Annotated in this window: 20 protein-coding genes; 8 read left to right on the top strand and 12 right to left on the bottom strand. The window is 60.7% G+C overall.

Features of this window, described 5'->3' with window-relative positions:
* Positions 1–9: 9 nt before the first annotated feature.
* Entirely contained in the window at positions 10–840 is an 831-nt protein-coding gene (locus Q0V31_RS10915; protein WP_298187688.1) for an alpha/beta hydrolase, read from the top strand.
* On the top strand, positions 834–1388 hold the full coding sequence (locus Q0V31_RS10910; RefSeq protein WP_298187687.1) for a peptidylprolyl isomerase: 555 nt from the start codon (positions 834–836) through the stop codon (positions 1386–1388). Before Q0V31_RS10915 ends, Q0V31_RS10910 begins: the two co-directional genes overlap by 7 nt.
* Before the next feature lie 24 nt (positions 1389–1412).
* On the opposite strand, the gene Q0V31_RS10905 is transcribed toward Q0V31_RS10910, so the two are convergent.
* Both Q0V31_RS10905 and Q0V31_RS10900 read right to left on the bottom strand, forming a co-directional pair.
* Positions 1413–2537, bottom strand: a complete 1125-nt coding sequence (locus Q0V31_RS10905) for a GNAT family N-acetyltransferase (protein ID WP_298187686.1) — start codon at positions 2535–2537, stop codon at positions 1413–1415.
* A 194-nt stretch (positions 2538–2731) separates the two neighbouring features.
* Positions 2732–4051, bottom strand: a complete 1320-nt coding sequence (locus tag Q0V31_RS10900) for a porin (protein ID WP_298187685.1) — start codon at positions 4049–4051, stop codon at positions 2732–2734.
* 286 nt (positions 4052–4337) lie between these two features.
* On the opposite strand from Q0V31_RS10900, the gene plsB reads away from it, so the two are divergent.
* A complete protein-coding gene (plsB, locus tag Q0V31_RS10895; RefSeq protein WP_298187684.1) occupies positions 4338–6821 on the top strand; it encodes a glycerol-3-phosphate 1-O-acyltransferase PlsB in 2484 nt (827 codons plus the stop codon).
* Positions 6822–7013: 192 nt separating this feature from the next.
* Positions 7014–7229, top strand: coding sequence for a hypothetical protein (locus Q0V31_RS10890; RefSeq protein WP_298187683.1), 216 nt, complete (start codon positions 7014–7016; stop codon positions 7227–7229).
* On the opposite strand, the gene Q0V31_RS10885 is transcribed toward Q0V31_RS10890, so the two are convergent.
* Positions 7226–9232, bottom strand: a complete 2007-nt coding sequence (locus Q0V31_RS10885) for a methyl-accepting chemotaxis protein (protein WP_298187682.1) — start codon at positions 9230–9232, stop codon at positions 7226–7228. The two genes, Q0V31_RS10890 and Q0V31_RS10885, sit on opposite strands and share 4 nt — an antisense overlap.
* Positions 9233–9609: 377 nt before the next feature.
* Between Q0V31_RS10885 and Q0V31_RS10880 the strand changes: the two genes are divergently transcribed.
* Positions 9610–10287 (top strand): DUF4197 domain-containing protein, encoded by a 678-nt coding sequence (locus Q0V31_RS10880; protein WP_298187681.1) that lies wholly within the window; start codon positions 9610–9612, stop codon positions 10285–10287.
* A gap of 326 nt (positions 10288–10613) precedes the next feature.
* Here the strand turns inward: Q0V31_RS10880 and Q0V31_RS10875 are convergent, their stop codons facing one another.
* The 3 genes from Q0V31_RS10875 to Q0V31_RS10865 form a co-directional block, all read right to left on the bottom strand.
* The gene (locus Q0V31_RS10875; RefSeq protein ID WP_298187680.1) at positions 10614–12053 is read right to left on the bottom strand and encodes a sodium:solute symporter family protein; all 1440 of its coding nucleotides are present in this window, start codon (positions 12051–12053) and stop codon (positions 10614–10616) included.
* Positions 12054–12421: 368 nt separating this feature from the next.
* Complete coding sequence (locus Q0V31_RS10870; protein ID WP_298187679.1) at positions 12422–15502, bottom strand: efflux RND transporter permease subunit; 3081 nt, start codon at positions 15500–15502, stop codon at positions 12422–12424.
* Positions 15503–15507: 5 nt separating this feature from the next.
* Positions 15508–16611 (bottom strand): efflux RND transporter periplasmic adaptor subunit, encoded by a 1104-nt coding sequence (locus Q0V31_RS10865; protein WP_298187678.1) that lies wholly within the window; start codon positions 16609–16611, stop codon positions 15508–15510.
* A 90-nt stretch (positions 16612–16701) separates the two neighbouring features.
* Between Q0V31_RS10865 and Q0V31_RS10860 the strand changes: the two genes are divergently transcribed.
* Positions 16702–17349: a TetR/AcrR family transcriptional regulator gene (locus Q0V31_RS10860; RefSeq protein ID WP_298187677.1), complete on the top strand. Its 648-nt coding sequence runs from the start codon at positions 16702–16704 to the stop codon at positions 17347–17349.
* A gap of 44 nt (positions 17350–17393) precedes the next feature.
* Here Q0V31_RS10860 and Q0V31_RS10855 read toward each other — a convergent pair whose 3' ends face one another.
* From Q0V31_RS10855 to ppc, 6 genes are all read right to left on the bottom strand, one after another.
* Positions 17394–18182 (bottom strand): class I SAM-dependent methyltransferase, encoded by a 789-nt coding sequence (locus Q0V31_RS10855; RefSeq protein WP_298187676.1) that lies wholly within the window; start codon positions 18180–18182, stop codon positions 17394–17396.
* Positions 18183–18345: 163 nt separating this feature from the next.
* A complete protein-coding gene (locus Q0V31_RS10850) occupies positions 18346–19206 on the bottom strand; it encodes a DUF72 domain-containing protein (protein WP_298187675.1) in 861 nt (286 codons plus the stop codon).
* Between the two features lie 147 nt (positions 19207–19353).
* Positions 19354–19695 (bottom strand): hypothetical protein, encoded by a 342-nt coding sequence (locus tag Q0V31_RS10845; protein ID WP_298187674.1) that lies wholly within the window; start codon positions 19693–19695, stop codon positions 19354–19356.
* A gap of 143 nt (positions 19696–19838) precedes the next feature.
* The gene (gene tsaB, locus Q0V31_RS10840) at positions 19839–20519 is read right to left on the bottom strand and encodes a tRNA (adenosine(37)-N6)-threonylcarbamoyltransferase complex dimerization subunit type 1 TsaB (protein ID WP_298187673.1); all 681 of its coding nucleotides are present in this window, start codon (positions 20517–20519) and stop codon (positions 19839–19841) included.
* A 219-nt stretch (positions 20520–20738) separates the two neighbouring features.
* Positions 20739–21386, bottom strand: coding sequence for an adenylate kinase (gene adk, locus Q0V31_RS10835; protein ID WP_298187672.1), 648 nt, complete (start codon positions 21384–21386; stop codon positions 20739–20741).
* A 246-nt stretch (positions 21387–21632) separates the two neighbouring features.
* A complete protein-coding gene (gene ppc / locus Q0V31_RS10830; protein WP_298187671.1) occupies positions 21633–24269 on the bottom strand; it encodes a phosphoenolpyruvate carboxylase in 2637 nt (878 codons plus the stop codon).
* Positions 24270–24425: 156 nt separating this feature from the next.
* Here ppc and Q0V31_RS10825 point away from each other — a divergent pair, with 156 nt between their 5' ends.
* Complete coding sequence (locus tag Q0V31_RS10825) at positions 24426–24746, top strand: pilin assembly protein (RefSeq protein WP_298187670.1); 321 nt, start codon at positions 24426–24428, stop codon at positions 24744–24746.
* 176 nt (positions 24747–24922) lie between these two features.
* On the top strand, positions 24923–25297 hold the full coding sequence (locus Q0V31_RS10820; RefSeq protein ID WP_298187669.1) for a DUF4398 domain-containing protein: 375 nt from the start codon (positions 24923–24925) through the stop codon (positions 25295–25297).
* Positions 25298–25322: the final 25 nt, after the last annotated feature.

Here is a 25322-nt window from a genome sequence, read left to right as displayed (position 1 = left end):
AACCTGTAGATGTCATTTTTCGATTACGACGGTTGCCAGCTGCATTACGAAGAATATGGCCACGGCGCACCGGTGCTGCTGGTCCACGGCCTGGGCTCAAGCACCCGCGACTGGGAGTACCAGATCCCCGAACTGGCACGCCACTACCGGGTGATCGTTCTGGATGTGCGTGGCCATGGCCGCTCGGATAAACCCCGCGAGCGCTACAGCATCGCTGGCTTTGCCGAAGATGTTGGCGCGCTGATCGAGCACCTGCAGCTTGCCCAGGTGCACCTGGTGGGCATTTCCATGGGCGGGATGATCGGCTTCCAGCTCGGCGTGGATCGCCCCGAGCTGCTAAAGAGCCTGTGCATCGTCAACAGTGGCCCCGAGGTTAAGGCGAAAAGCCCACGCGACTATATCGAAATAGCTAAACGCTGGAGCCTGTCGCGCCTGCTCAGCCTCGACACGATTGCCAAAGCGTTGGGCAAACTGCTGTTCCCTAAACCGGAGCAGGCCGAACTGCGGCAGAAAATCCTTCAGCGCTGGCCGCAAAACGACAAGCGCGCGTACCTTGCCAGCCTGGATGCCATCATCGGCTGGGGCGTGCGGGAACGTCTGAGCCGGATCAGCTGTCCGACCCTGGTGATCAGTGCCGATCGCGATTACACCCCGGTGGCGCAGAAGCAGGCCTATGTCGACGAAATGCCCAACGCGCACCTGCTGGTGATCAACGACTCGCGCCATGCCACACCGCTGGACCAACCCGGACAGTTCAATAGCAGCTTGCTGGCCTTCCTCAGTGAAGTCGAGCAAGCCGCCACACAGCCCTCCCCCAATAAGGACGCCCACGCATGTTGAAAAAACTCACCCTCGCCGCTTGTTCTGTGTTGTTTGCCGGTAGCCTGCTGGCGGCGGAAAACCCCAAGGTGCTGCTGACCACCAGCCTTGGTGAAATCGAGATCGAACTCAACGCCGAGAAAGCCCCGATCAGCACCGCCAACTTCCTCAGCTATGTAGACAGCGGCTATTACGCCGGCACCCAGTTCCACCGGGTAATTCCAGGCTTTATGGTGCAAGGCGGCGGCTTCGATGCCGACATGCAGCAAAAAGACACCCAGGCACCGATCAAGAACGAAGCCGACAATGGCCTGCACAACGTGCGCGGCACCCTGGCCATGGCCCGCACTCAGGTGCGCGACTCCGCCACCAGTCAGTTCTTTATCAACCACAAAGACAACGCCTTCCTCGATCACGGCTCGCGTGACTTTGGTTACGCGGTCTTTGGCCAGGTAACCCGTGGCATGGATGTGGTCGACAAGATCGCCCAAGTGCCCACCGCCACCACTGGCGGCCATCAGAACGTACCGCGCCAGCCGGTGCTGATCACCGCCGCCAAACGCCTCTAACCGCGCCCGGGCTGGATAGCCGGCCTATCCAGCCCGATACGGCAACTGCGTGCGGGCCTGTGCGGCATAGTCGCGCACGCCCAGTTGCTCTTCGGCGAGGAAGTTCGCCACGGCCGCGCGCAGGCCGGGATGACAGAGGTAGTGCCAGGAGTGAGTGATCACCGGCTCGAAGCCGCGAATCAGCTTGTGCTCACCCTGCGCCCCCGCATCGAAACGCTGCAGACCATTGGCAATGGCGTAATCCATGCCCTGATAGAAGCAGGTCTCAAAATGCAGCCGGTCAAACTCGGCCAAACAGCCCCAGTAACGCCCATATAGGCTATCGCCGCCGATCAGACTAAAAGCCATGGCCACCGGCCTGCCGGCTTGATGCGCGAACACCACGCGGATCATCTGCGGCATACGTTCGGCCAGCAGGCTGAAAAACGTTCGCGTCAGGTAAGGCGACTGGCCGCGCACGCGGTAGGTGTTGGCGTAGCACAGATAGACAAAGTCCCACTCCAGCTCGCTCAGCTGATGACCTTCACGCCACTCAAACTCGATACCCTGCCCCGCCACCTGCTCACGCTCCTTGCGCATCTGCTTGCGCTTGCGTGAACTGAGCAGGTCGAGAAAGTCCTGAAAATCCCGATAGCCGCGGTTGTGCCAGTGGTACTGACAGCCCAGGCGCTGCAACCAGCCCTCGCGCCCTTCTAGCAGGGCATTTTCGGCCTCAGTGGTGAAGTTGATATGCAGGCTCGATAAACCCTGCGACGCCAGGCTACCGGTCAACTCATCGAGCAACTGCCCAGCCGCCTGCGGTGCGCCGAGTAACCGTTGACCGGTTACCGGGGAAAAGGGAATCGCGCCGAGCAGCTTGGGGTAATAGTCGATCCCGGCGCGGTGGCAGGCATCCGCCCAGCCGTGGTCAAACACGTACTCGCCGTAGGAATGGCTTTTCAGATAACCCGGCATGGCTGCCTGCAGTTGGCCCTGCTCGCCGAATAGAGCCGCATGCGCCGGCTGCCAGCCGCTGCGCCCACCGACGCTGCCGCTGTCCTCCAGCGTCGAAAGAAAAGCATGGCGCAAAAACGGCTGCGCCTCAGTCAGTAGGTCATCCCACTGGCGGGCGGCCACTTCATGGATGGAATTCAGTCGGGTCGGCAACATCGGCAACTCAGTCAGTCGGGCAAGGCTGCACTATAGCCGCAAGGCCTTAGGCCTGGCAGCGCTGGGTAAACGCCAATCGGCCTGCTAGATCAGCGTCACCGGTAACCGCACTCCAGCCCGCTGCGCCACAGAAAAATAAAAAGCCCCGCACAAGGCGGGGCTCAAAGAGAGGAGCAGCAGTGAAGCGGGGTTGCTTAGAACACGTACTGCAGGCGACCGACGATGGCTTTACCGTCGTCTTGCACGTTTGTGCCACCGACCTGACGCGAGGTGTCGATGTTGTCCACTTCGTAGTCGATGTAGTTCAGGCTGACACGTACCGCCGGCGTGGCGAAGTAGTTGACACCAACCACCATGGCGCTGGCGTCGAACTCACTGCCAGTATCTGCCGCAACGATGTTGGCCAGCCCCAGGTTGCCTGGAATAGCCGTCGCGTCAGAGTCAACCGAGGTGCTCTCATAACGTGCGAACACTTCCCAAGTGCCTTTCATATCGGTCGGCTTGTCCCAGCGACCATCAGCGGCCTTGTAACCACGGGCAGCGCCGAACATGTAGGACAACTGAGCGTTGTAGCCGCTGATATCCACATCAGAATTCGCGCCAACCAGGTTTTCACCGGCAATGTTGCGCTGGAAGTATTCAGCCTGAGCACGCACCGAACCGAACTGCGCACCGGACTCCAGCACCCACTCGTTGTCCTTATCCGCTACGCGCACATCACCCAGGACCAGACGGAAATCGTTGTCGCTGCGGATCCCCATACGGGTACGGGCGCGTGCACGGTTATCGTCCGGGTTGCTGCTGTGATAGTTGGCCGCCAGGTGCACCACATCAGTACCGCTCAGATAAGGCGCCCAGTGAGCACGCAGGGTGTAACCGAACAGCTCATCGTTACCCTCATCAGCGACTTCCTTCTGGTCGTAGTGAGCAACCTGCGCCATCAGGCCGTAGTTCTCACCCGAGTGCTTGGCCATCAGACCAAACTTGGTGTCTTCGTCACCGTTGAGGAAATCGTACATGAACGGACGTTCAATCGCGGTGATCCACGAGGAACTGGTGGTGTTTTCCAGGCCGTACTCGCCGCCATACTGACCCACAGTAAAGGTGGCAAAATCCAGACCGCTGTAAGTGATATAAGCGCGGTCAACATCGGTACCATTCTCAGAACCGTCGTAGCTCACCCGCACACCCCAGCCCCAATCCTTGTAGGCAACCCCTTCCAGACCGATTTCACCACGGCGGATAAAGGTGTTGAAGGTGTCATCAAACGGTTGGTTCTGGTCGGCGGCCTGCAGGCCATCAAAGTTAGTGGCATCCCACTGCAGCTTGCCGCCCAACTTAAAGCTGAATTCTTTGTCCGTGGTGGCGACTTCCAGGCCACCCTTGGTTTTGATCACGAGATCGGCGCCATCAGTGCTGACGGTACCGGCGAAAGCCTGGGCGGAAACGGCCAGGGCCAGAGCGCTGGTAGCAAAGCCGGCCATTACTCCACGAAAGCTGTACGTACGGATCATCGAAGATTCCTCTAAATGGACGTTAAGTGTTGAAAACACCCGAGCGCTGAGGGCTCGTTCGTGCTGGAGGGAATCTTGGCGGCGGGATATTTCAGCGCGGTTGCTGATATATAAATATTTGATTACAACGGAACTTTTTACTTCGTTTGTACATAAGCAGTGCGCAACCCGCTCACGCCGTGCTTTACCACCGCACGCGGCAGAAGACTTTTGCCGGCGGCCAGCCGATCCGTCACACTACGCCCCCCGAGCAAATGCTCGTTTTTTCAAAGCCTGCAGACTCCGTATGACCCGATCCCCGCTTCGCCGTCTCGTTTTTGGCGCCCTGCGCCGTGTGCTGTACCTCTGGGTACGCTCGGAAACCATCAACCAGTCCGCCTTCACCCTCAAGCTCGACCGCAGCAAGCCGGTGTTTTACGTGCTGCAGCAGCCGTCGCTGAGTGACCTGGCGGTGGTCGATACCGAGTGTCGCAAGGCCGGCTTACCGAGGCCGGTGCTGCCAGTATCGGTGGGTAACCTGGAGGAGCCGTCTGCGTTTTTCTACCTGACGCCAGAGCCGGACTGGCTCGGCCGTCAGGACAAACGCGGGATCGCGCCGACCCTGCAACGCTTGGTCAGCGCGCTGAGCCAGCATGCGGTGGACGATGCGCAAATCATCCCCGTCAGCGTGTTCTGGGGCCAATCGCCGGATCGCGAAACCAGCCCGTGGAAGCTCTTGTTCGCCGACAGCTGGGCCGTCACCGGCCGCCTGCGTCGCCTGGTGAGCATCCTGATCCTGGGGCGCAAGACCCGCGTGCAGTTCTCCACGCCGATTCATCTACGCGAGCTGGTCGAGCAGGACAAAGGCCACGAGCGCACCCTGCGCATGGTGCAGCGCATCCTGCGGGTGCACTTCCGCAACCAGAAGGCGGCCGTGATCGGCCCGGACGTGTCACACCGGCGCAACCTGGTCAAAGGCCTGGTGCACGGCCCGCAGGTGCGCCAGGCGATCATCGACGAAGCCGAGCGTGAAGGCATCAGCCTGGAAAAGGCCGAAGGCCAAGCGCTGCGCTACGGCAACGAGATCGCCTCGGACTACACCTACACCGCCATTCGCTTCCTCGAACTGGTGCTGAGCTGGTTCTGGAACAAGATCTACGACGGCATCAAGGTCAACCACATCGAAGGCGTGCAAGAAGTCGCCCAGGGCCATGAGGTGATCTATGTGCCCTGCCACCGCAGCCATATCGACTACCTGCTGTTGTCCTACCTGCTGTTTCGCAACGGCCTGACGCCGCCGCACATTGCTGCGGGTATCAACCTCAACATGCCGCTGATCGGCGGCCTGCTGCGGCGTTGCGGGGCGTTCTTTATGCGCCGCACGTTCAAGGGCAACCCGCTGTACACCGCGGTGTTCAATGAGTACCTGCACACCCTGTTCAGCAAAGGCTTCCCGGTCGAGTACTTCGTCGAAGGCGGGCGCTCGCGCACCGGACGCATGCTGCAGCCGAAAACCGGCATGCTGGCCATCACCATGCGTAGCTTCCTACGCAGCAACCGTCTGCCGGTGGTGTTCGTGCCGGTGTATATCGGCTACGAGCGGGTGCTGGAAGGCCGTACGTATCTGGGCGAGCTGCGCGGTGCGAGCAAGAAGAAAGAGTCGATCTTCGACATATTCAAAGTCATCGGCGCGCTCAAGCAGCGTTTTGGCCATGTCTGGGTCAACTTTGGCGAGCCGATCAAACTGGCCGAGTTCCTCGACAGTCAGCAACCGGACTGGCGTGAGCAGGATTACGGCACGCAGTTCCGCCCCACCTGGCTCAACGAGGCGACCAATAACCTCGGCGCACGCGTCGCCCAGCACCTCAACGAAGCCGCCGCCATCAACCCGGTCAACCTGGTGGCCCTGGCGCTGCTTTCCACCAGCAAGCTGGCCTTGGATGAACGTGCCCTGGCGCGGGTGCTTGACCTCTATCTGGCCTTGCTGCGCAGCGTGCCCTACTCACCGCACACGACATTGCCGGACGGCGATGGTCAGGCGCTGATCGAGTACGTGCAGAAGATGGACCTGCTCGCCGAGCAGACCGACCCACTGGGTAAGATTCTCTATCTGGATGAGCACAACGCCGTTCTGATGACCTACTACCGCAACAACGTACTGCACATTTTCGCCCTGCCAGCGCTGTTGGCGAGCTTCTTCCAGAGCAGTGCACGGATGAGCCGCGAGCAGATCCTGCGCTTTACCCGCGCCCTCTACCCCTACCTGCAATCCGAGCTGTTTATCCGCTGGGAACTGGATGAACTGGACGCCGTGGTCGACCAATGGCTCGCCGCCTTTGTCGAGCAAGGGTTGCTGACCCTAGATGGCGACACCTATGTGCGCCCGGCACCAAGCTCGCGCGAGTTCGTCCTGCTGACCCTGCTGGCCCGCGCCATCGTGCAGACCCTGCAGCGTTTCTACATGGCCACCGCCCTGCTGCTGAATGCCGGGCAGAACGCCATCAGCGCCGAAGAGCTGGAAGACCTGTGCACCGTGATGGCCCAGCGCCTGTCGATCCTGCATGGCCTGAATGCCCCGGAGTTCTTCGACAAGAGCCTGTTCCGCCACTTTATCCAGGGCCTGCTCGACCAAGGCGTGCTGCGTCAGGACGAAGCCGGCAAGCTCAGCCATCACCCGCTGCTCAATGAGCTGGCCGAGGGCGCGGCCAAGCGCGTGCTGCCGGCCGAGATTCGCCTGTCGATTCGCCAGGTGGCCATGGACCGCAACGAGGATGTTACCGAGCCGGCGTAAAGCCACTTTCGCAGGACGGGCAGGCGCCAGGCTTGTCCGCCACGTCCACCCTACGGCCTCGCGAAATGACGTCGGGTGGAGGACGCTTCATCCACCCAGCCAATCGCCTCGGTGGATGAGCAAGGCGTCATCCACCCAACGAGGTCACAGGCCTGTAGATAATCCCAAGATCGACCACAGCGTCCGCCCCCCATGAACCCCGACAACGCTAAAACCAGCACGCCGTCGCGTGCGGAATTCCACCTGGCCAACCAGCCCCGCGCCGAAGCCGAGGCCCAACGCCTGCTGGCCGCCAAAGCCGAACTCGGCGGACGCTGGCTGAACTGGGTGGCGGCCGAGCTATACGCCCTCAAACCGCCGGCTTATGCACAGATGGTGCGCCGCGAGCTGCAGCGCCTGAGCCGCTAACTGCGGCTCAGGTCAATCAAGCGGGATGACAATGCCTGCATCGCAGTACTGACTTCATCCAGTGCCTGCGCATCGCGAGCATTTTCTTCGCTGATGCTGTGGATACGCACGGCCAACTCGTTGATCTCTTGGGTGACGTGGCTTTGCTGTTGTGCTGCAACGGCGATCTGCTGGGCGCGCTGAGAAATATCATCAAAACTCTGCACCGTACTGGACAGTGCCGATGCGGCCCCTTCGGCCTCACCCACGGCATGCTCAGTACGCGCTTCACCGGCCTGCATGGCTTTCACGGCCTGACGTGAGGTCTGCTGCAGGGAGCTGATCATGGTGCTGATCTCATTCGCCGAGTTCTGCGTTCGCCCAGCCAGGGTGCGCACCTCATCGGCGACCACCGCAAAACCACGGCCCTGTTCACCGGCCCGCGCCGCTTCAATCGCAGCATTCAAAGCCAGCAAATTAGTCTGCTCAGAAATCGCCTTGATCACATCCAGCACCACGCCAACTTGCTGGCTGTCCTTCTCTAAGCGGCCAATCGCCAAAGCGGCCTCAGCCATCTCGGCGGACAGCGTCTGAATAGCGGCACTGTTGGAGGCCACCTTCTGCTGACCGTCCTGCACCACCGACAAGGAGTTCTGCGCGGTAGTCGCGCAGTCGTTGGTGTTATGCGCCACTTCCTGAGCACTGGAAGACATCTCGGTAATCGCCGCCGCCAACTGGGTGTTCTCCTGACGCTGCTGCTCGGCGCGCCCAGCTAAGGTGCTGCTCAGACTGCCCAGCTGAGCCGCTTCTGCCTGCAGATGGTCGGCCTCGTCAGCAATGCGCTGAAGCATCGTGCGCAACTGCCCGGCATAGCGATTGACCGCATGGCGCAACGCGCCGATCTCATCCTCACGCTCTACGCTCAACTGCACATCGCGGCTGGCCGAACCACGGCCTAGGGAATCGATCTGCGCGGTGGTTTCTTCCAGCTGAGCAATCAGTTTGCGCCCAGCCAACCAGGCCAACGCCAGCAAAATGGCCAACAACGGAATCAGAAACAGCAAAATGTCCCAGGTTAGCGCCCAGGCCAGGCCGGTCACGCGCTCAAAGGGCGTCACCAGACCGATCACCCAACCGGTGTCAGGCATAACAAACAGGCTGACGCGACTGGCCTGCTTGAGCTGCTCGTCGTGTTCCAGGTCCAGGTTGCTAATGGTTCCCACACTGCTGCTCGCGAGCGCCGCCTGAATAGGTTTCAGCCAGCTTTGCTGCTGCGCCAAATCAGCAAACTTGAGCATCGCGCTGCCTTTGGCACCGGCTATACCGGGGAAATGCAGCACATTGCCTGCCTGATCGAGGGCAAACGCATAGCCATCAGTAACCTTGCCTTGCTCGGTGAGAAAACGCGACAGATCGTCCAGCAGCAGATCCAGAGTAGCCACACCGGCAAAGCGGCCGCCCAGCTGATAAGGCACGCTGCACGTGACCATCGGCACGCCGGTCACGGCATCCTGATAAGCCTCTGACCACAAGCAGCGACCGGCCTTACTGTTACGCGCCCCGGTGTACCACGCATCGTTTTGATAGCCAGGGCCATCGGCAGCGTTGTAGTCATCCGAGTAAGCCAGCCGCCCATCGCCACCGCGCGCCCAGAAGAAGCTGCGGCGCGCGACACCGTCGGTAAAGGCATTCGGCTCAGGCCAAACACCGCCACCGGCGATGGCTTTATCACCCTGGTTATTAATCACATTGGGCAGCGTATTGAGGTACAGCGCTTCATCCAGCGGCAACACTTCGGAGAGGTGCGCTAAGCTCGCGGTCACTCCTTCAATCCCGGACAGCTGCAACGCCAGCTGACGCACGATTGCACCGCCCGTTTGCTCAATCAACTCACCGCTGGCGGCCACCACACGCGGCTGACCGCGCAGCGCCATTACGGCAAAAACCGCCAGGGCGGTCAGGATCAGCAACAGAATACTGCCCAAGGTCAAACGCTGCGACAAACGAACTGGCACCAAAGCCATGCGACTACTCCTGCTGCATAAAGTTGATTCTTATAGTTACGGCTAGAACAGCGTAAAACGCGCCCCCGTTTCATCAGCAAATCAGATGGCGCACTCGCTAAACGGCGCCACAAGTAAGATTGCATGGCCAGAGTCTATAGATGAATTGGCCCCTTGGGCGGTTTCAGCCTATTTCTAGAGGCCGCAAAATTTACCCTGCGGGCCAACAGCGCCAGGCAAGAACCTAATAGCGAGTAGGCCGGCAAGCGCTTGGTCGATCTGCACGCCTCACTCAGGGCCAAGGCCAGAGACGCTAACCGGCGCCTACGTGCTCATTTGCCTGCGCGACTCAGTCCGCTAAGCTCCGCAATACTCCACACCGCACAAGGATGCCCACCATGCTTCGTTTAATGTCCCTGGCCGCCGGCCTTGCTCTTTCCGGTAGTGTCTTCGCCCTGTCCCTGGCCGACCTGAGCCAAAGCGACGCCAGCGGCGGCCTCAAAGACGCCCTCACCCAAGGCGCTAAAGTGGCCGTGCAGCAACTGGGCAAGCCCGGCGGTTTCAGCAATAACCCGGACGTGCGCATCGAGCTGCCGGGCAACCTCGGCAAGGCCGCAAGAACCATGAAAATGATGGGCATGGGCGCGCAAGTCGATCAGCTTGAAGCGAGCATGAACAAAGCCGCCGAAGCCGCCGTGCCGCAAGCCCAGGCGCTGCTGGTGGATTCGGTGAAGAAAATGACCGTTCAAGACGCCAAAAGCATCCTCAGCGGCCCGCAAGATTCCGCCACCCAATACCTCAACAAAACCAGCCGCGAACAGATCCGCGCCAAGTTCCTGCCCATCGTCAAACAAGCCACCGACCAGGTCGGCCTGGCCCAGCAATACAACAGCTTCGCCGGCCAAGCCGCGAGCTTCGGCGTGATCGACGCGAAAAGCGCGAATATCGAGAGTTATGTCACCGAACAAGCACTGGACGGCCTGTTCAGCATGATCGCCGAGCAAGAAGCCAGCATCCGCCAGAACCCGGCTGGTGCCGCGACTAGCTTGGCGAAGAAGGTGTTTGGGGCATTGTAATAAGGGTTGGATGGATATGAAAAAGCCAGGCCGTGAGGTCTGGCTTTTTTGTTAGGCAAAGCAAAAGCACCGCGACCAAGGCCACTCCTACTGGATTGCAAAGACACCTAGGATGGCTTGAGCAGCGCGATACCCATACGGTTAATTGCCTGGCTGATGGGTATCGCTGCGCTCCACCCATCCTACGCAGCTAGCCATATAAATCAGAACAGCAAAACTCGCGGCTAAAGCCTCTTCCACAGGGCTGACAGTGTTCACAAGCCCTCGCCAGGCCAAAAAAACAAAACCCCGCCAATCAGCGGGGTCTTGTTAGGCAAACGCCAGGCTTATTCGGCCTGCGCCACCAGCACATCATTCTGGTTGCGGCTCCACTGCGGCAGCAGCGTGCCGATCAGCATACCGGCCATGCTGAACAGCAGGCCCGCCAGCTGCGGCGGCCAGAACGCTGCTTCACTCCAGGTCAGTTCCAGATAGATCCACGACACCAGGCCAAAAGCGATGGCAACCAACGCGCCCTGAGTGGTCGCACGCTTCCAGAACAGTCCGGCGAACAACGGCACCACAGCCGCCACCAGCGTCACCTTGTAGGCGTTACCGACCATCTCGTAGATGCTCGCGTCTGAATACAGGGCAAACGCCAGGGTCGCCACCGCGCACACAAAGATGATGCAGCGCATCAGCAGCAGGTACTGCTTGTCAGTGAGCACCGGCAAAAAGCGCTTGAGCACGTTCTCAGTCAGAGTCACCGAGGGGGCCAGCAAGGTGCCAGACGCGGTGGACATGATCGCCGAGAGCAACGCACCGAAGAACATGATCTGGGCGAACAGCGGGGTTTTATCAAGGATCAGCAGTGGCAGGATCATCTGCGAATCTTCAGCCAGCCACTTCTCGACCAGCGCCGGGTCGATCATCGAGGCGGCGTAAACCAGAAAGATCGGCAGCATGCAGAAGCCCAGGTAGAACACCGCGCCGGTCATCGAAGCGCGTGCGGCGATGTTCTCGCTCTTGGCCGACATCACCCGCTGGTACACGTCCTGCTGGGGGATGGAGCCGAGCATCATGGTTACCGCAGCGCCGATAAAGGCGACGATATCCTTGGGCTCGAAGGCGTTCATAAAGGTGAACTTGCCTTCGCTGGCGGCTTTGCTGATGACCAGGTCGGCGCCACCGGCCATGTCGCTGAACAGCCAAACCAGGTAGATCAGGCCGACGACGATAACGATCATCTGGAAGAAGTCAGTCAGGGCAATCGACCACATGCCGCCAAACAGGGTGTACAGCAGCACGATAAAGGTGCCGAGGAACATGCCTTGAGTGGTGCTGATGCTGCCGTCGGAGATGACGTTGAACACCAGGCCGAGGGCGATCAGTTGCGCGGCGATCCAACCCAGGTAGGACAGCACGATGACCAGGCTGATGATCAGTTCGACCTGCGGCCCGAAGCGTTTCTTGAAGTAGTCACCGATGGTCAGCAGGTTCATTCGGTACAGCGGCCGCGCGATGATCAGGCCGACTAGAAACAGGCAGCCGAACGAGCCGAACGGGTCTTCGACAATGCCGGCAAAGCCTTCTTCAAGAAAAGTCGCGGGGATGCCCAGCACAGCCTCGGAGCCAAACCAGGTGGCAAACACCATGGCCGCGACGATGGGGAAGCCCATGCTACGTCCACCCGAGGCGAAATCACGGGTGTTATGGACGCGAGTGGAGGCGTAGAAACCGATGCCAACAGTCACCAGTAGATAGAGCACAACGAACCAAATCAGCATGTTTCCCGTTCCACAGACGTCAGCTCACCGCATGCGTGCCCCGCGCAGGCAGCGCAGGCTAGAACGGTGAACTACAGGTTTTTGTTATGTCTTTTCATGACGGGTCACTGCACGCGCCCATCAAGGTCGCGCAGTCTGGCAAAACCGTAAAATATGTCAAATAAAAATTACAAACCCGTGCAAAAAAGTCTGACAAGCGGACTGGATAACGAGATAAAAGACTGTAATACCTAAAGAAAACCAATGCAGCCCCCAAAAAGAGTTGCATATTTTTGACAGCCACTGATCAAGAAATCGCTACAGCGGGCTGTCGCCACGCATAAAAAAGCCAGACGCTAGCGTCTGGCTTTTTTACCTCAAGCGGCTGCTCAGCCCGGCTGACGCTCCACTTCCTTGACCCGGAACCACGCCGCATACAGTGCCGGCAGGAACAGCAGGGTCAACGCTGTGGCAACGATCAGGCCACCCATAATGGCCACGGCCATTGGCCCGAAGAACACGCTGCGCGACAGCGGGATCATCGCCAATACGGCCGCCAAAGCGGTCAGCACGATGGGCCGGAAACGCCGCACAGTGGCTTCGATAATTGCGCGCCAGCGGTCCATGCCGGCGGCAATGTCCTGCTCGATCTGGTCGACCAGAATCACCGAGTTGCGCATGATCATCCCCGACAGAGCGATGGTGCCGAGCATGGCCACAAAACCGAACGGCTGACGGAAGAGCAGCAGAAACAACGTGACGCCGATCAGCCCCAGCGGCGCGGTGAGGAACACCATCGCCGAGCGCGAAAAGCTCTTCAGCTGCAGCATCAGCAAAGTCAGCACCACCACGATAAACAGCGGTATGCCGGCGTTTACCGACTTCTGCCCACGGCTGGAGTCTTCCACCGTGCCGCCGACATCCAGCTGGTAGCCGTCCGGCAGTTGCGCACGCACCGGCTCGAGGGTCGGCAAGATTTGTTTGACCAGGCTAGCCGGCTGCTCCTTGCCGTACACATCAGCACGCACGGTGACGGTTGGCAGGCGATTGCGGTGCCAGATGATGCCTTCCTCAAAACCATATTCCAGAGTGGCCACTTGCGACAGCGGCACGCTGCGAGCATTGTCGGTCGGCACCGCCAGGCTTGGCAGCAGGCTCAGTTCCTTGCGCTCGCTCAAGGTACCGCGCAGGAGGATTTCGATCAGTTCGTTGCCCTCACGGTACTGACTGACCGACGAGCCGGTCAGCGAGCTTTGCAGAAAGCGCGACAGGTCGGCGGTGCTCACACCCAGGGCGCGGGCGCGCTCTTGGTCGATGTTCAGACGCACGACCTTGCTCGGCTCTTCCCAATCCAGGTGCACGTTGGCCACATGCGGGTTCTCGCGCACCTTACCGGCCACCTGACGCGCCAGTTGACGCACTTCATCAATATGCTCGCCGGACACCCGGAACTGCACCGGATAGCCCACTGGCGGGCCATTTTCCAGGCGCGAAATACGCGTGCGCAGGGTCGGGAATTCATCGTGCAATACATCGATCAGCCAGCTACGAATCTGTTCGCGCTCTTCGATACTTTTCGCCAGTACCACAAACTGGGCAAAGCTGGCGGCTGGCAATTGCTGATCCAGCGGCAGATAGAAACGCGGTGAACCAGTGCCGACATAGGCCACGTAGTTATCGATGCCTTCGTGACCTTTGAGCAGCGCCTCAAAGCGCTTGGCCTGCTCTTCAGTGGCGGCCAGTGATGAGCCCTCGCTGAGTTTGAGATCGACCATCAGCTCCAGACGACCAGAGGCCGGGAAGAACTGTTGTGGCACAAAGCGGAACAACAGGATCGAGCCGACGAACAGCGCAATGGTCAGCATGATCACCGTCTTGCGCCGGCGTACGCACCACTCGACCGCCCGGCGCACACGCTGATAAAACGGCGTGCCGTAAGGGTCGTGAACGCCCGCACTGGCGCCATGTTTGGCGGCGTGCAGCTTGGCCAGATCGGGTAACAGCTTGGCACCCAGGTACGGCACGAAGACCACGGCGGCGATCCATGAGACCAGCAGGGCAATGGTCACCACCTGGAAGATCGAGCGGGTGTATTCGCCGGTGCCGGACTGCGCGGTGGCAATCGGCAAAAAGCCAGCCGCAGTGATCAAGGTGCCGGTAAGCATGGGAAAGGCGGTGCTGGTCCAGGCATAACTGGCCGCTTTGATGCGGTCATAGCCCTGCTCCATTTTGATCGCCATCATCTCCACGGCAATGATCGCGTCATCGACCATCAAGCCCAACGCCAGCACCAGCGCGCCGAGGGAAATTTTGTGCAGGCCAATACCGAGGTAGTACATGGCGGCAAAAGTCATCGCCAGCACCAGCGGAATAGACAGGGCGACCACCAGGCCCGTGCGGATGCCGAGGGAGAAGAAACTCACCAGCAGCACGATGATCACCGCTTCGGTGAGCACCCGGACAAACTCGCCCACGCCGGTTTTAACCGCGGCGGGCTGGTCGGAGACTTTGTTCAGCTGCATGCCGGCCGGCAGGGTTTCCTGCAAGCGGGCGAACTCCCCCTCCAGGGCCTCGCCGAGCACCAGAATGTCGCCGCCGGGCTTCATCGACACGGCCAGACCAATGGCATCTTCGCCCATGTAGCGCATGCGCGGCGCGGGGGGATCATTGAAGCCACGCTTGACCTCAGCCACATCGGAGATACGGAAGGTGCGATCGGCGACCCGGATAGGAAAGTTGCGAATGTCATCGACCGACTCAAAGCGCCCCGTCACCCGCAGCTGGATACGGTCTGAACTGGTTTCAAAAAAACCAGCGGCCGCCACCGAGTTCTGCTCTTCCAGCGCCTGCTGCACAGCGGCGAGCGGCAGGCCAAGGGTGGCCAGTTTGGTATTGGACAGCTCGATCCAGACCTTCTCATCCTGCAGACCGAGCAGGTCGACCTTGCCCACGTCCTTGACCCGCTGCAGTTGCAGCTGGACACGGTCGGCATAGTCCTTGAGCACGGCGTAGTCGAAGCCTTCTCCGGTCAGCGCATAGATATTGCCGAAGGTGGTGCCGAACTCATCGTTATAAAACGGCCCCTGAATGCCCTGTGGCAAGGTGTGGCGAATATCGCTGACCTTCTTGCGCACCTGATAGAACAGCTCGGGAATATCCACCGAGCGCATGGAGTCGCGGGCCACGAAGGTGACCTGGGACTCGCCAGGACGCGAGAACGAGATGATTTTGTCGTACTCGCCGGTCTCCATCAGTTTCTTTTCAATGCGCTCGGTGACCTGCTGGGCCACCTCTTCGGCGCTCGCCCCTGGCCAGTTGGTGCGCACCACCATGGCCTTGAAGGTAAAGGGCGGGTCTTCGCTTTGGCCCAGCTTGGTGTAGGACAGCGCGCCGACCACGGCCAGCAGCAGCATGAGATACAGCACGATTTGGCGGTTGCGCAGCGCCCAGGCGGACAGGTTGAAATCCATCGGGCTTACTCCTTGGCCGTGAGCTGGATAACACGGTTGTCACGGTCAACCGGGCGCACCTGCTGGCCTTCACGCAGCACCTGGCCACCAGCCGCCACGACCCAGTCGCTGGCCTTTAAACCTTCGAGTATCGGTACGCTGTTCTCACCGTAGGCACCGATGCGTACGTGGGTGCGCTTCAGCGTGGAGTCTTTCGGGTCGACGACCCAGACGTAGGGCTGGCCCTGCTCGGCGGTCAGCGCCGACAGTGGCACCGCCAGCGGCACTTCGCCGTTATGGGCGATAAACACGCGGGCACTCTGGCCGAGTTCGGCCGGCACCTTGCCTTCGGTAAACGCCACACGGGCGGCGAAGGTGCGCGACTGCGGGTCGGCCGATGGCGAGATTTCACGAATACGCCCGGGGAAGCGCTGATCCGGCTGTGACCAGAGCTCGACCGCGACCTCCTGGCCGACCTTGAAGCGCTCGAAGGCTTGCTCCGGCAGGTTGATCATTACTTCCCGCTCGCCATCAGCCGCCAAGGTGAACACCGTTTGCCCGGCCGCCACCACTTGCCCGACCTCGACCATGCGCCGTGCGACCACACCATTCTGCGAGGCGCGCAGCACGGCATAACCGGCCTGGTTGTTGGCCACGTTGAACTCGGCGCGCACCTGCTTGACCCGTGCCTCACCGGAGCGATAGGTATTTTCCGCATTGTCATACTGCGAGCGGCTGACCAGGTTGCGCGCCAACAAGGTTTTGTAGCGATCACGTTCGGCACGCACCAGCTGCAGGTTGGCCTCGGCCGCTGTCAGTTGGGCGCGGATGGCCTCCAGCTGCAAGCGCACGTCTTGCGGATCCAGCTCGGCCAGGGGCTGATCCTTCTTCACCTGCGCGCCGACATCGACCAGGCGCTTGCTCACCTTGCCACCGATACGGAAGGCCAACTCCGGCTCCAGGCGCGCGCGCACTTCACCAGGATAGGCATCCACCAACTCACCGGCCAGCTGCGGCTGCACCACCATGGCCGGGCGCACGGCAACCGCAGCGGGTTCGCCATTGCCACAGGCAGCAAGCAACAGAATAAGACTGGCAGGCAGAGCAACAGACAGGGCATGACGAAACATGATGACTAACCTTTGTGAGGCTTTTGAATATTTAAACTGACGGGTATAGTAAAAATAGCAAACTCACTAGTCCAGTATTAAAACCGACCCATGCCAAACAACTTGTTGCCCACCAGCGGTCCCGGCCGCCCCAAAGACCTGGCCAAGCGCAAAGCCATTCTGGAAGCGGCGAAGACCCTGTTTCTCAGCAATGGTTATGACGGCAGCAGCATGGACGCGATTGCCGCCGAAGCCGGGGTTTCCAAGCTCACGGTGTACAGCCACTTCACCGACAAGGAGAAGTTGTTTGCCGAGGCAATTAAATCCAAATGCGAGGAGCAACTGCCGCAGCTGTTGTTCGAGCTGAACGATAACGTGCCAATCGAACAGCTGCTGCTGAGCATTGGTCGCGGGTTCAGCGAGCTGATTAACAGCCGTGAGTCGGTGGAGCTGCACCGGGTGATGGTGAGCTTGGCCGCGCAGGATTCGAAGCTCTCAAAGGTGTTCTACGCGGCAGGTCCGGAGCGCGTGCTGCATGGCATGGCAGACTTGCTGCGCCAAGCTGACCTGGCCGGCAAGCTGCGCGTAGCCGATCCTCTGAGCGCGGCGGATCAGTTCTTCTGCCTGATCAAGGGCGGGGTTAACTTTCGCCTGCTAATCGGCTGCGGCGAAGCCCTGCAAGGCGCCGAAGCCGAAGCCTATGTGCGCGACGCGGTAGACGTATTCCTGCGCGCCTACCGCGTTGAACCGCGCACTTAGGTTGGCGCGGGTGCTGCGCCGCCACAAGCGCGCAGCGCACGGACTTACTCGCTTGCGGCTTGCAGCTTTTTCTTCGGGTAGATGTCGTACCGGCTGGATTTACCTTCTAGGGCATAGCCGGGCTTAGCCCCCTCAATCAGCGGCGCCTTGCGCGGGCGCTTGACCACCACCCGATGAGTGGCGAGTTCTAACGCGGCCTCAAGTAACGCCGGAGCATCCAGGTCATCGCCGACAAAGGGGCGGAACAGACGCATCTCTTTTTTCACCAGCGCGCTCTTGTCGCGGTGCGGGAACATCGGGTCGAGGTAGATCACCTGCGGCGGCTCGCCCTGCCAGGCGCGCATCAGCTCAATCGCATTGCCCGTCAGCAACTGCATCCGCGCGGCAATCGGCGCGACCTCGCGATCCAGCGCCGCACGGGCCAGACCATCTTCCAGCAATGCGGCAATCAATGGCTGGCGTTCAATCAAGGTCATCTCGCAACCCAAACTGGCCAGCACGAAGGCATCACGCCCCAGGCCAGCGGTAGCATCCAACACGCGCGGGCGTACTCCTGCCTGCACGCCCACTGCCTTGGCAATCATCTGCCCACTGCCGCCACCAAATAAGCGCCGATGCGCCACTGCGCCCTCAACAAAGTCGACTTTGACCGGCCCGGGTGCCTGTGGGCCTAGCTCGACCAACTGCAGGCCGCCCTCGCCCAATTGCAGGGCGAACTCACCGTCGCCCTGCAGCGGCAAGCACAAACGCTGCGCCCAGGCAGCCGCCGCCTCGGCCAGGTGCGGGGCCAGGGCTTGCATACAAATTCTGGCTAGTAGCCGCTCATCACTCATGAAAAAACATGCTCGAAAATCACTCAATTAACCATTTGGATCGGTTGATAACGTAGCTGGGCGGCATTTTGCCAGACCTGGCAGCTTCCAGCCGCACCGAGTTCGCCCATAGCCGCCGCAGCGTGGCCGCATACTTGCTCTTGGCGCAGGTTTAACGCTTGCGCTACAGCAAAGCCAACTGTTCAACCTCAGGCGGTGACGGCCACTCAGGCAACGCCCGCAGCCCCGGGAGGCGCAGCATCAGCTGCTGATGAAAACGCTGGGCCAGCTGCGGTGCCAGGCGGTTGTCCGAGGTGTGGAGAAACACATAGGGCGCGCGCCCTTCTTCGATCCAGCCGGCTACTTTGTTCAGCCAAGGCAGCATAAACGGGTCATTGGCCAGCAACTCCGGATGACCGATAAAGCGCAACTGCGGGGACTGACTAAAAGCCGTGGGGCGCAGCGGCAGGCGCGGCTTCTTGGCCTGGGCATGCAGCACCGCCGGCGCGCTGGAGGCACAACTGAACAGCGCCCGTGAATCCAGACAAATACGTTCGATGCCGCGTTCATGCAGCAGGCGATTGAGGCTGCGCTCTTCCTCGCCTTTGGCGAAAAACGCCGGATGACGCAGCTCAACCGCCAATTCAGCCCCCTGCCAAGGCTCGATAAAGCTGACCAGCTCGGCCAAACGCTGCGGCCCGAAACTGGCTGGCAACTGCAACCAGAACGGCGCAACCCGCGCCCCCAGAGGCGCCAATAAGCGGCGAAAGCCCTCGGCGGCACTTAGTTGCTCGCGCAAGTCGCCGCCGTGGCTGATCTCACGCGGTAACTTGGCGCAAAAGCGCAGGTGCGCCGGCATCTGCTCAGCCCAGCGCGCCACCGTTTCCACGGAAGGCGCGGCATAGAAGGTGGTGTTGCCCTCAACGGCGTTGAACGCCTGGCCATACAGCGGCAGAAACTCGCGACTGCGGCTGCCCTCCGGGTACAACGAGCCGCGCCAAGCAGGCTCGCTCCATGACGGGCAACCGAGGTAATAAGGCAACATCAATTTGAAGACCGTGGAGAAATGTAGCGAGCGAAGGCTAGGCAAGGCGAGATCAGCCGAGGATGCGCAGTGTACGAGTTGTACATGAGCATTCCGAAGCTGATATCAACGCGGCATAGCCGAGCGCAGTAGTTTCGCAATGGTCTTCTAGGCGTAGAGATCGAGACCCAGCACTTGCTGAGCATCTGCCTCACTGGCGAAGCTGGCGGTTGAGCTGTAGCTGGCCAAAGCTTGAGCGGCGCGATTGTTCAGCGGCGGCTGATACAGCTGATCTTGCAAACGGCTAGGCAGGCTGTCGCTGCTGGCATTGCCCGCTTCGACCTTTCGTGCCTGAGCGACGGACTCAAGACCCTGGGTGCTGGCCGGTGATGCTGGCTGCTCACGACGCGCCTCTATCTCGCGCTGCGCTTCGCGAAATGGGGTAACCGCAGAACCCGGGCGGGCACTGCGGTCTGGCGAATAAGATGAGGTAAAACCGTCGATACGCATCAGTTACTGCTCGGTTTACTTAGCCAACAATGGGGGCAAGTCATAGCCAATTTAGCCCCCACCGGGGCCGCTTGGCAATCAAACGCCGTGAAACGTCGCAGATACGCGACGGCAGGTGCAGTAGCGCCACAACGTGTGGCCGTTCAGAGCGGCGCCTTGGGCGTGGCGACCTTATCGCGCAGGTAAACCGGCTGCGCCAGGTCGGCGGCAACCGATTCGCCACGCGCCCAGGCAAATCGTGCCAGGCTGAGTAAATCTTCGGCATGCGGCAACATCGCAACATCTTGCCCAGTGGCCACCACCGGGATGCGCGCGGCAAACGTCCCCCAGCCGGTGCCGGCGGCGAACCAGTCACCCGCCGCATCCTCGGGCAGACTGGCGCGTTCTGGCGGCAATACGGCCTCAACGCCGACCAAGCGCATCTCGCCCTGCTCGGCGCGATAGCAGCCCCAGTAGACTTCATCCATACGCGCATCAATGGCCGCAGCGACCTGCTGCGCGCCATGCTCGCGCAAGCTGCGTTGAGCCAGCACGGCCAGGTTGGACACCGGCAACACCGGGCGTTCTAAAGCAAATGCCAGGCCCTGCACCACACCGATAGCAATCCGTACGCCGGTAAATGCCCCTGGCCCACGACCAAAGGCAATCGCGTCGAGCGCCGACAACGGCACATCAGCGTCCGCCAGCAGCTGCTTGATCATCGGCAGCAGACGCTGGGCGTGCATGCGCGGAATCACTTCATAGTGGCTGAGCACCTTACCGTCATGCAGCAAGGCAACGGAGCAGGCTTCAGTGGCAGTATCCAGGGCCAGGAGAGTGGTCATTGCATTCGGACAGGTGACGAAATGGGCGGGCATTAAAACGGTTTAACGTGTTTTTTGCCAGCGCCACGGCCTGTCAGGCGACAGAGCGGTGCGCTACAGACATGACAGGCCATCAAGCTGACGCTTGGCCTGCGATCACGCCGCAGAGGCCAACCGCGCTTATGTGCAAAAACGACAACGCCCCGCAAAAGCGGGGCGTTGTCTGACAGCAACTGAGGTTTAGCTCAACGCAGCCAGTACCTTAGCGGTGATCTCATCAACCGAACCGACGCCCGCAATGGCGCTGTATTTCGGCGTGCCGTCAACGGCAGCCAGCTTCTGGTAGAAATCTACCAGCGGTTTGGTTTGCGAATGGTAGATCGACAGGCGATGACGCACGGTTTCTTCTTTGTCGTCTTCGCGCTGGATCAGCTCGTCACCGGTTTCGTCGTCAATACCGGCGACTTTCGGCGGATTGTGCTCGGTGTGGTAAACGCGACCCGACGCCGGGTGCACACGGCGACCGGCGATACGGCCGACGATTTCTTCATCATCAACGGCGATTTCCAGCACATTGTCGATGATCACGCCAGCTTCCTTCAGAGCTTCAGCCTGCGGAATGGTGCGCGGGAAACCATCGAAGAGAAAACCATTGGCACAATCGGCCTGGGTGATGCGTTCCTTGACCAGATTGATGATCAGGTCATCGGAAACCAGACCACCACTGTCCATGACGCTCTTGGCGGCCAGGCCCAGCTCAGTGCCGGCCTTGACCGCAGCACGCAGCATGTCACCGGTGGAGATTTGCGGAATACCAAATTTCTTGGTGATGAAACCAGCTTGGGTACCTTTACCGGCACCGGGCGCTCCCAGCAAAATCACGCGCATCGATGTGCTCCTCAAAACTTAAGTGGAAATCGGTCGGATTCGCCTCGTGGGGCCAATCTCAGAATGGTTTAGGCAGCGCTGACAACAAGGGCCATAGTGCCGAAAGGCCGATCAAGATACACAGCGCACCCATAGCGCACAAGCCACCTAAAGTCGGATACGTCTACGACCGCCCCAGACCGATAGCGCTGCCGGCGACGCGCTACACGCACGCCGCCGAAGCCATAAATAAGCCCTTGGAATGCGCTAACCGGTGTTGCGCAAACCTGCTGCGATACCCGCCACACTGACCAACAACGCCTGTTCCAGAGGGCTATCGGCCTGATTATCGCGCTGCCGCGCGCGCGCCAAAAGCTCAGCCTGGAGCAAGTGCAGCGGGTCCAGGTAAGTGTTACGCACGCTGATCGACTCGAGGGTTTCGGGACTGTGTGCCAAGAGCTGCGATTGCTCTGTCAACCCTAATACGGAGGACACCGCCTGCGACAATAGGCCGCGCAAATGCGCCCCCAGCGGCTGCAGCGCGGGCTCGACCAGACGCTCGTCATACAGGCTGGCGATCGATTCGTCAGCCTTGGCCAGCACCATCTCCAGCATATCGATGCGCGTGCGGAAGAACGGCCAGTGCGTGCGCATCTGCCCGAGCAATTCACCTTCGCCACGCTGTATGGCGTTGCTCAGCGCCGCTTCCCAGCCCAGCCAGGCTGGCAACATCAAGCGGGTTTGGGTCCAGGCGAAAATCCACGGGATCGCCCGCAAACTTTCCACGCCACCCTCGCGCCGCTTAGCTGGGCGACTGCCTAGGGGTAAGCGGCCCAACTCCTGCTCTGGCGTGGCCTGGCGGAAATAATCGACAAATTGCGGATGCTCGCGCACCACCGCCCGGTAGGCGCTGACGCCGTCGCTGGCGAGTTTGTCCATCAGCTCGCGCCAAGCGGGCTCAGGACTGGGTGGCGGCAATAAAGTGGCCTCTAGCACGGCCGCTAGGTACAGATTGAGGTTCTGCTCGGCGATATCCGGCATGCCGAATTTGAAACGAATCATTTCGCCTTGCTCGGTGGTGCGGAACCGCCCCGCTACCGAACCGGGCGGCTGCGACAGAATCGCCGCATGCGCCGGGCCGCCACCGCGCCCCACCGTGCCGCCGCGACCGTGGAACAACAACAACTCAACATCCTGCTCACGGCACACTTGCACCAGGGTTTCCTGCGCGCGGTACTGCGCCCAAGCGGCAGCCGTGGTGCCGGCGTCCTTGGCCGAGTCGGAGTAGCCGATCATCACTTCTTGCGGCCCCTGCAGCCGCGCGCGATAGCCATGCAGTGCCAGCAGCCGACTGATCACCGGGCCGGCGTTATCCAGGTCGGCCAGGGTCTCGAACAGTGGCACCACCCGCATCGGCCGCTGTAACCCGGCTTCTTTAAGCAGCAGTTGCACGGCCAGTACATCGGAGGCGGCACCGGCCATGGAGATCACGTAGGACCCCAGGGACGCAGCAGGTGCGCGAGCCACTTCACGGCAGGTCGCCAGCACCTCCTCGGTCTCACCACTGGGTTTGAAATGCCCCGGCAGCAATGGTCGGCGGTTGTCTAGCTCACCCTGCAGAAACGCCAAGCGTGCCTCTTCATCCCACTCCGCGTAACGCCCCAGGCCTAAATAATCGGTAATTTCACTCATGGCCGCCACGTGCCGGCTGGCGTCCTGACGCACGTCCAAGCGCCCCATAAACAGGCCAAACGTGGCGGCGCGACGCAGGCAATCGAGCAACGGCCCATCGGCAATCACTCCCATGCCGCAGTCATGCAGGGACTGGTAGCAACACTGCAGCGGTTCGAACAACTCGCGGTTGTTCTGCAGCACCGCCGAGGGTGGCGGCAGATCTTCCTGCAAGGCCGCTTGAGCCCAGCTGCGGGTGGCACGCAAACGGTCACGCAACTGCTTAAGCAGGCTGCGGTACGGCTCGGCACTCTCCCCCACCCGCGCCAGCAACGCCGGGCTGGCCTGCTGCATGGACAGCCCGGCGGCCAGCTGGTCGATATCACGCAGGTACAGATCAGCCGCCATCCAGCGTGCCAACAACAGCACCTCACGGGTCACGCTGGCGGTGACATTCGGATTGCCATCGCGGTCACCGCCCATCCAGGAGGCGAAACGAATCGGCGCCGCATCCAGCGGCAGGTGCAACCCAGTAGCGCTATGCAGCACCTGGTCAGCCTTGCGCAGCACATTAGGGATGGCGTGCCAGAGTGAATGTTCGATCACGGCGAAGCCCCACTTGGCTTCATCCAGCGGGCTCGGCCGGCTGCGGCGAATCTCTTCGGTGTGCCAGGCTTCGGCAATCAACCGTTGCAGACGTTGTTTGACCTGCTCACGCTCGGCCGCCGAGAGATCGCTATGATCGCCGGCGGCTAACTGCTCAGCCATGGCGTCGTATTTCTGAATCAGGGTGCGCCGTGCCACTTCGGTAGGGTGGGCGGTCAGTACCAGCTCGATATCCAACCGGCCGAACTGGCGGGCCAGCGCCTCACCTTTATGGCCGTGGGTGGACAAGCGCTGTAGCAGCTCGGCGAGGATATTGTCTTCAAACGGCTGCGCTTCACCCGGCGCTCGGCGGCGCACGCGGTGGTACTGCTCGGCAATATTGGCCAGGTTGAGAAACTGGTTAAACGCCCGCGCCACCGGTAACAACTCGTCGTCCGCCAACTGATTCAGGGTTGCACTGAGTTGCTCCGCGCCTTCCCTTGAACCCTGGCGAGAGGCTTTGGCCCCTTTACGGATACGTTCGATCTTGTCGAGAAAAGCCGCACCATGCTGCACCCTGATGGTGTCACCCAGCAGTTCGCCGAGCTGATGGACGTCTTCGCGCAAACGCGCATCGATTTCTGCCATGACTATTGCCTCCACTGATCCTGCTTGCAGAGTGCCCAGCGCGCCAACTTCTTACAAGTGCGCGACGCCCTCAGCGCACTTATCAGCGCAAGCACTAGTCTTAATAGGGCAAGCCCGAGCAAGAGTCGCCGGGCACCGAACGGACACGAGGCCATCATGAAAATTCACGAGCTGGTTCAACACTGGCAGGAAAACGCCCAGGGGCGACTGAGCGCCACACCCTATCAGATCCATCTCGACCTGGAAGCCGCCGCACGCCTGGCCGCGCTGCAGGAGATGTACCCCAAACACCACGTCGAAGAACTGCTTGGTGAGCTGCTCGGGGCAGCCCTCGAAGAGCTGGAAGCCAGCTTGCCCTACGTCAAGGGCAACAAAGTGGTAGCCACCGATGAATTGGGTGACCCTCTGTATGAAGACATCGGCCTGACGCCGCGCTTCCTCGCCCTGTCACGCAAGCATCTGCGCGAGCTAAGCTAGCAGCAGGACAATACCGAGCACTGACAGCAATCAGCTACCGCGCAGATCGCCGGCAGCGCCCTCTCAGCATAAAGCCAGACCGCCCCAGAGCTCTAGCTCTGAGCGCTCTAGCCATCAACTACTACACTTCAAAACTGAGGCACCCCTATGTGCCAATCACGCAGGAGTCGCAAACCATGTTCAAGTTTCCCGCAACGCGCTCACTGAAAACCTTGGCCTTGGTCGGAGCGGTGTTTCTGGCCGGTTGTGCCGGAAACCCACCAACAGATCAGTTCGCTTTGACCAATACGGCGGTAAAAGCGGCAGAAACAGCCGGGGCTGCCGAGTTTGCTCCACTGGAACTGAAGTCTGCACGCGACAAATCTCGTCTGGCCGAGCAGGCCAATTTCGACAAGAACTATGCACAGGCAAGCAACCTTGCCGAACAGGCCGAGTGGGACGCTCGGGTAGCAGAGCGTAAGGCCCGCGCAGCTAAGGCAGAGAAGGCCGTAATGGATGCCGAGAAAGGTGTCGAAGAACTGCGCGAGGAAGGTTTGCGCAGCGCCGAATGATTATTACGTCCAGTCGCCTAACGTA

This window comes from uncultured Pseudomonas sp. (genome assembly GCF_943846705.1).
Taxonomy (GTDB): Bacteria; Pseudomonadota; Gammaproteobacteria; order Pseudomonadales; family Pseudomonadaceae; genus Aquipseudomonas.
This window is presented reverse-complemented; position numbering and strand designations above follow the sequence as displayed.

Excerpts from the sequence above, each read along its gene's own strand:
- Q0V31_RS10915 (WP_298187688.1), top strand. The coding sequence starts at position 10 with ATGTCATTTTTCGATTACGACGGTTGCCAGCTGCATTACGAAGAATAT.
- Q0V31_RS10910 (WP_298187687.1), top strand. The coding sequence starts at position 834 with ATGTTGAAAAAACTCACCCTCGCCGCTTGTTCTGTGTTGTTTGCCGGT.
- Q0V31_RS10905 (WP_298187686.1), bottom strand. The coding sequence starts at position 2,537 with ATGTTGCCGACCCGACTGAATTCCATCCATGAAGTGGCCGCCCGCCAG.
- Q0V31_RS10900 (WP_298187685.1), bottom strand. The coding sequence starts at position 4,051 with ATGATCCGTACGTACAGCTTTCGTGGAGTAATGGCCGGCTTTGCTACC.
- plsB (WP_298187684.1), top strand. The coding sequence starts at position 4,338 with ATGACCCGATCCCCGCTTCGCCGTCTCGTTTTTGGCGCCCTGCGCCGT.
- Q0V31_RS10890 (WP_298187683.1), top strand. The coding sequence starts at position 7,014 with ATGAACCCCGACAACGCTAAAACCAGCACGCCGTCGCGTGCGGAATTC.
- Q0V31_RS10885 (WP_298187682.1), bottom strand. The coding sequence starts at position 9,232 with ATGGCTTTGGTGCCAGTTCGTTTGTCGCAGCGTTTGACCTTGGGCAGT.
- Q0V31_RS10880 (WP_298187681.1), top strand. The coding sequence starts at position 9,610 with ATGCTTCGTTTAATGTCCCTGGCCGCCGGCCTTGCTCTTTCCGGTAGT.
- Q0V31_RS10875 (WP_298187680.1), bottom strand. The coding sequence starts at position 12,053 with ATGCTGATTTGGTTCGTTGTGCTCTATCTACTGGTGACTGTTGGCATC.
- Q0V31_RS10870 (WP_298187679.1), bottom strand. The coding sequence starts at position 15,502 with ATGGATTTCAACCTGTCCGCCTGGGCGCTGCGCAACCGCCAAATCGTG.
- Q0V31_RS10865 (WP_298187678.1), bottom strand. The coding sequence starts at position 16,611 with ATGTTTCGTCATGCCCTGTCTGTTGCTCTGCCTGCCAGTCTTATTCTG.
- Q0V31_RS10860 (WP_298187677.1), top strand. The coding sequence starts at position 16,702 with ATGCCAAACAACTTGTTGCCCACCAGCGGTCCCGGCCGCCCCAAAGAC.
- Q0V31_RS10855 (WP_298187676.1), bottom strand. The coding sequence starts at position 18,182 with ATGAGTGATGAGCGGCTACTAGCCAGAATTTGTATGCAAGCCCTGGCC.
- Q0V31_RS10850 (WP_298187675.1), bottom strand. The coding sequence starts at position 19,206 with ATGTTGCCTTATTACCTCGGTTGCCCGTCATGGAGCGAGCCTGCTTGG.
- Q0V31_RS10845 (WP_298187674.1), bottom strand. The coding sequence starts at position 19,695 with ATGCGTATCGACGGTTTTACCTCATCTTATTCGCCAGACCGCAGTGCC.
- tsaB (WP_298187673.1), bottom strand. The coding sequence starts at position 20,519 with ATGACCACTCTCCTGGCCCTGGATACTGCCACTGAAGCCTGCTCCGTT.
- adk (WP_298187672.1), bottom strand. The coding sequence starts at position 21,386 with ATGCGCGTGATTTTGCTGGGAGCGCCCGGTGCCGGTAAAGGTACCCAA.
- ppc (WP_298187671.1), bottom strand. The coding sequence starts at position 24,269 with ATGGCAGAAATCGATGCGCGTTTGCGCGAAGACGTCCATCAGCTCGGC.
- Q0V31_RS10825 (WP_298187670.1), top strand. The coding sequence starts at position 24,426 with ATGAAAATTCACGAGCTGGTTCAACACTGGCAGGAAAACGCCCAGGGG.
- Q0V31_RS10820 (WP_298187669.1), top strand. The coding sequence starts at position 24,923 with ATGTTCAAGTTTCCCGCAACGCGCTCACTGAAAACCTTGGCCTTGGTC.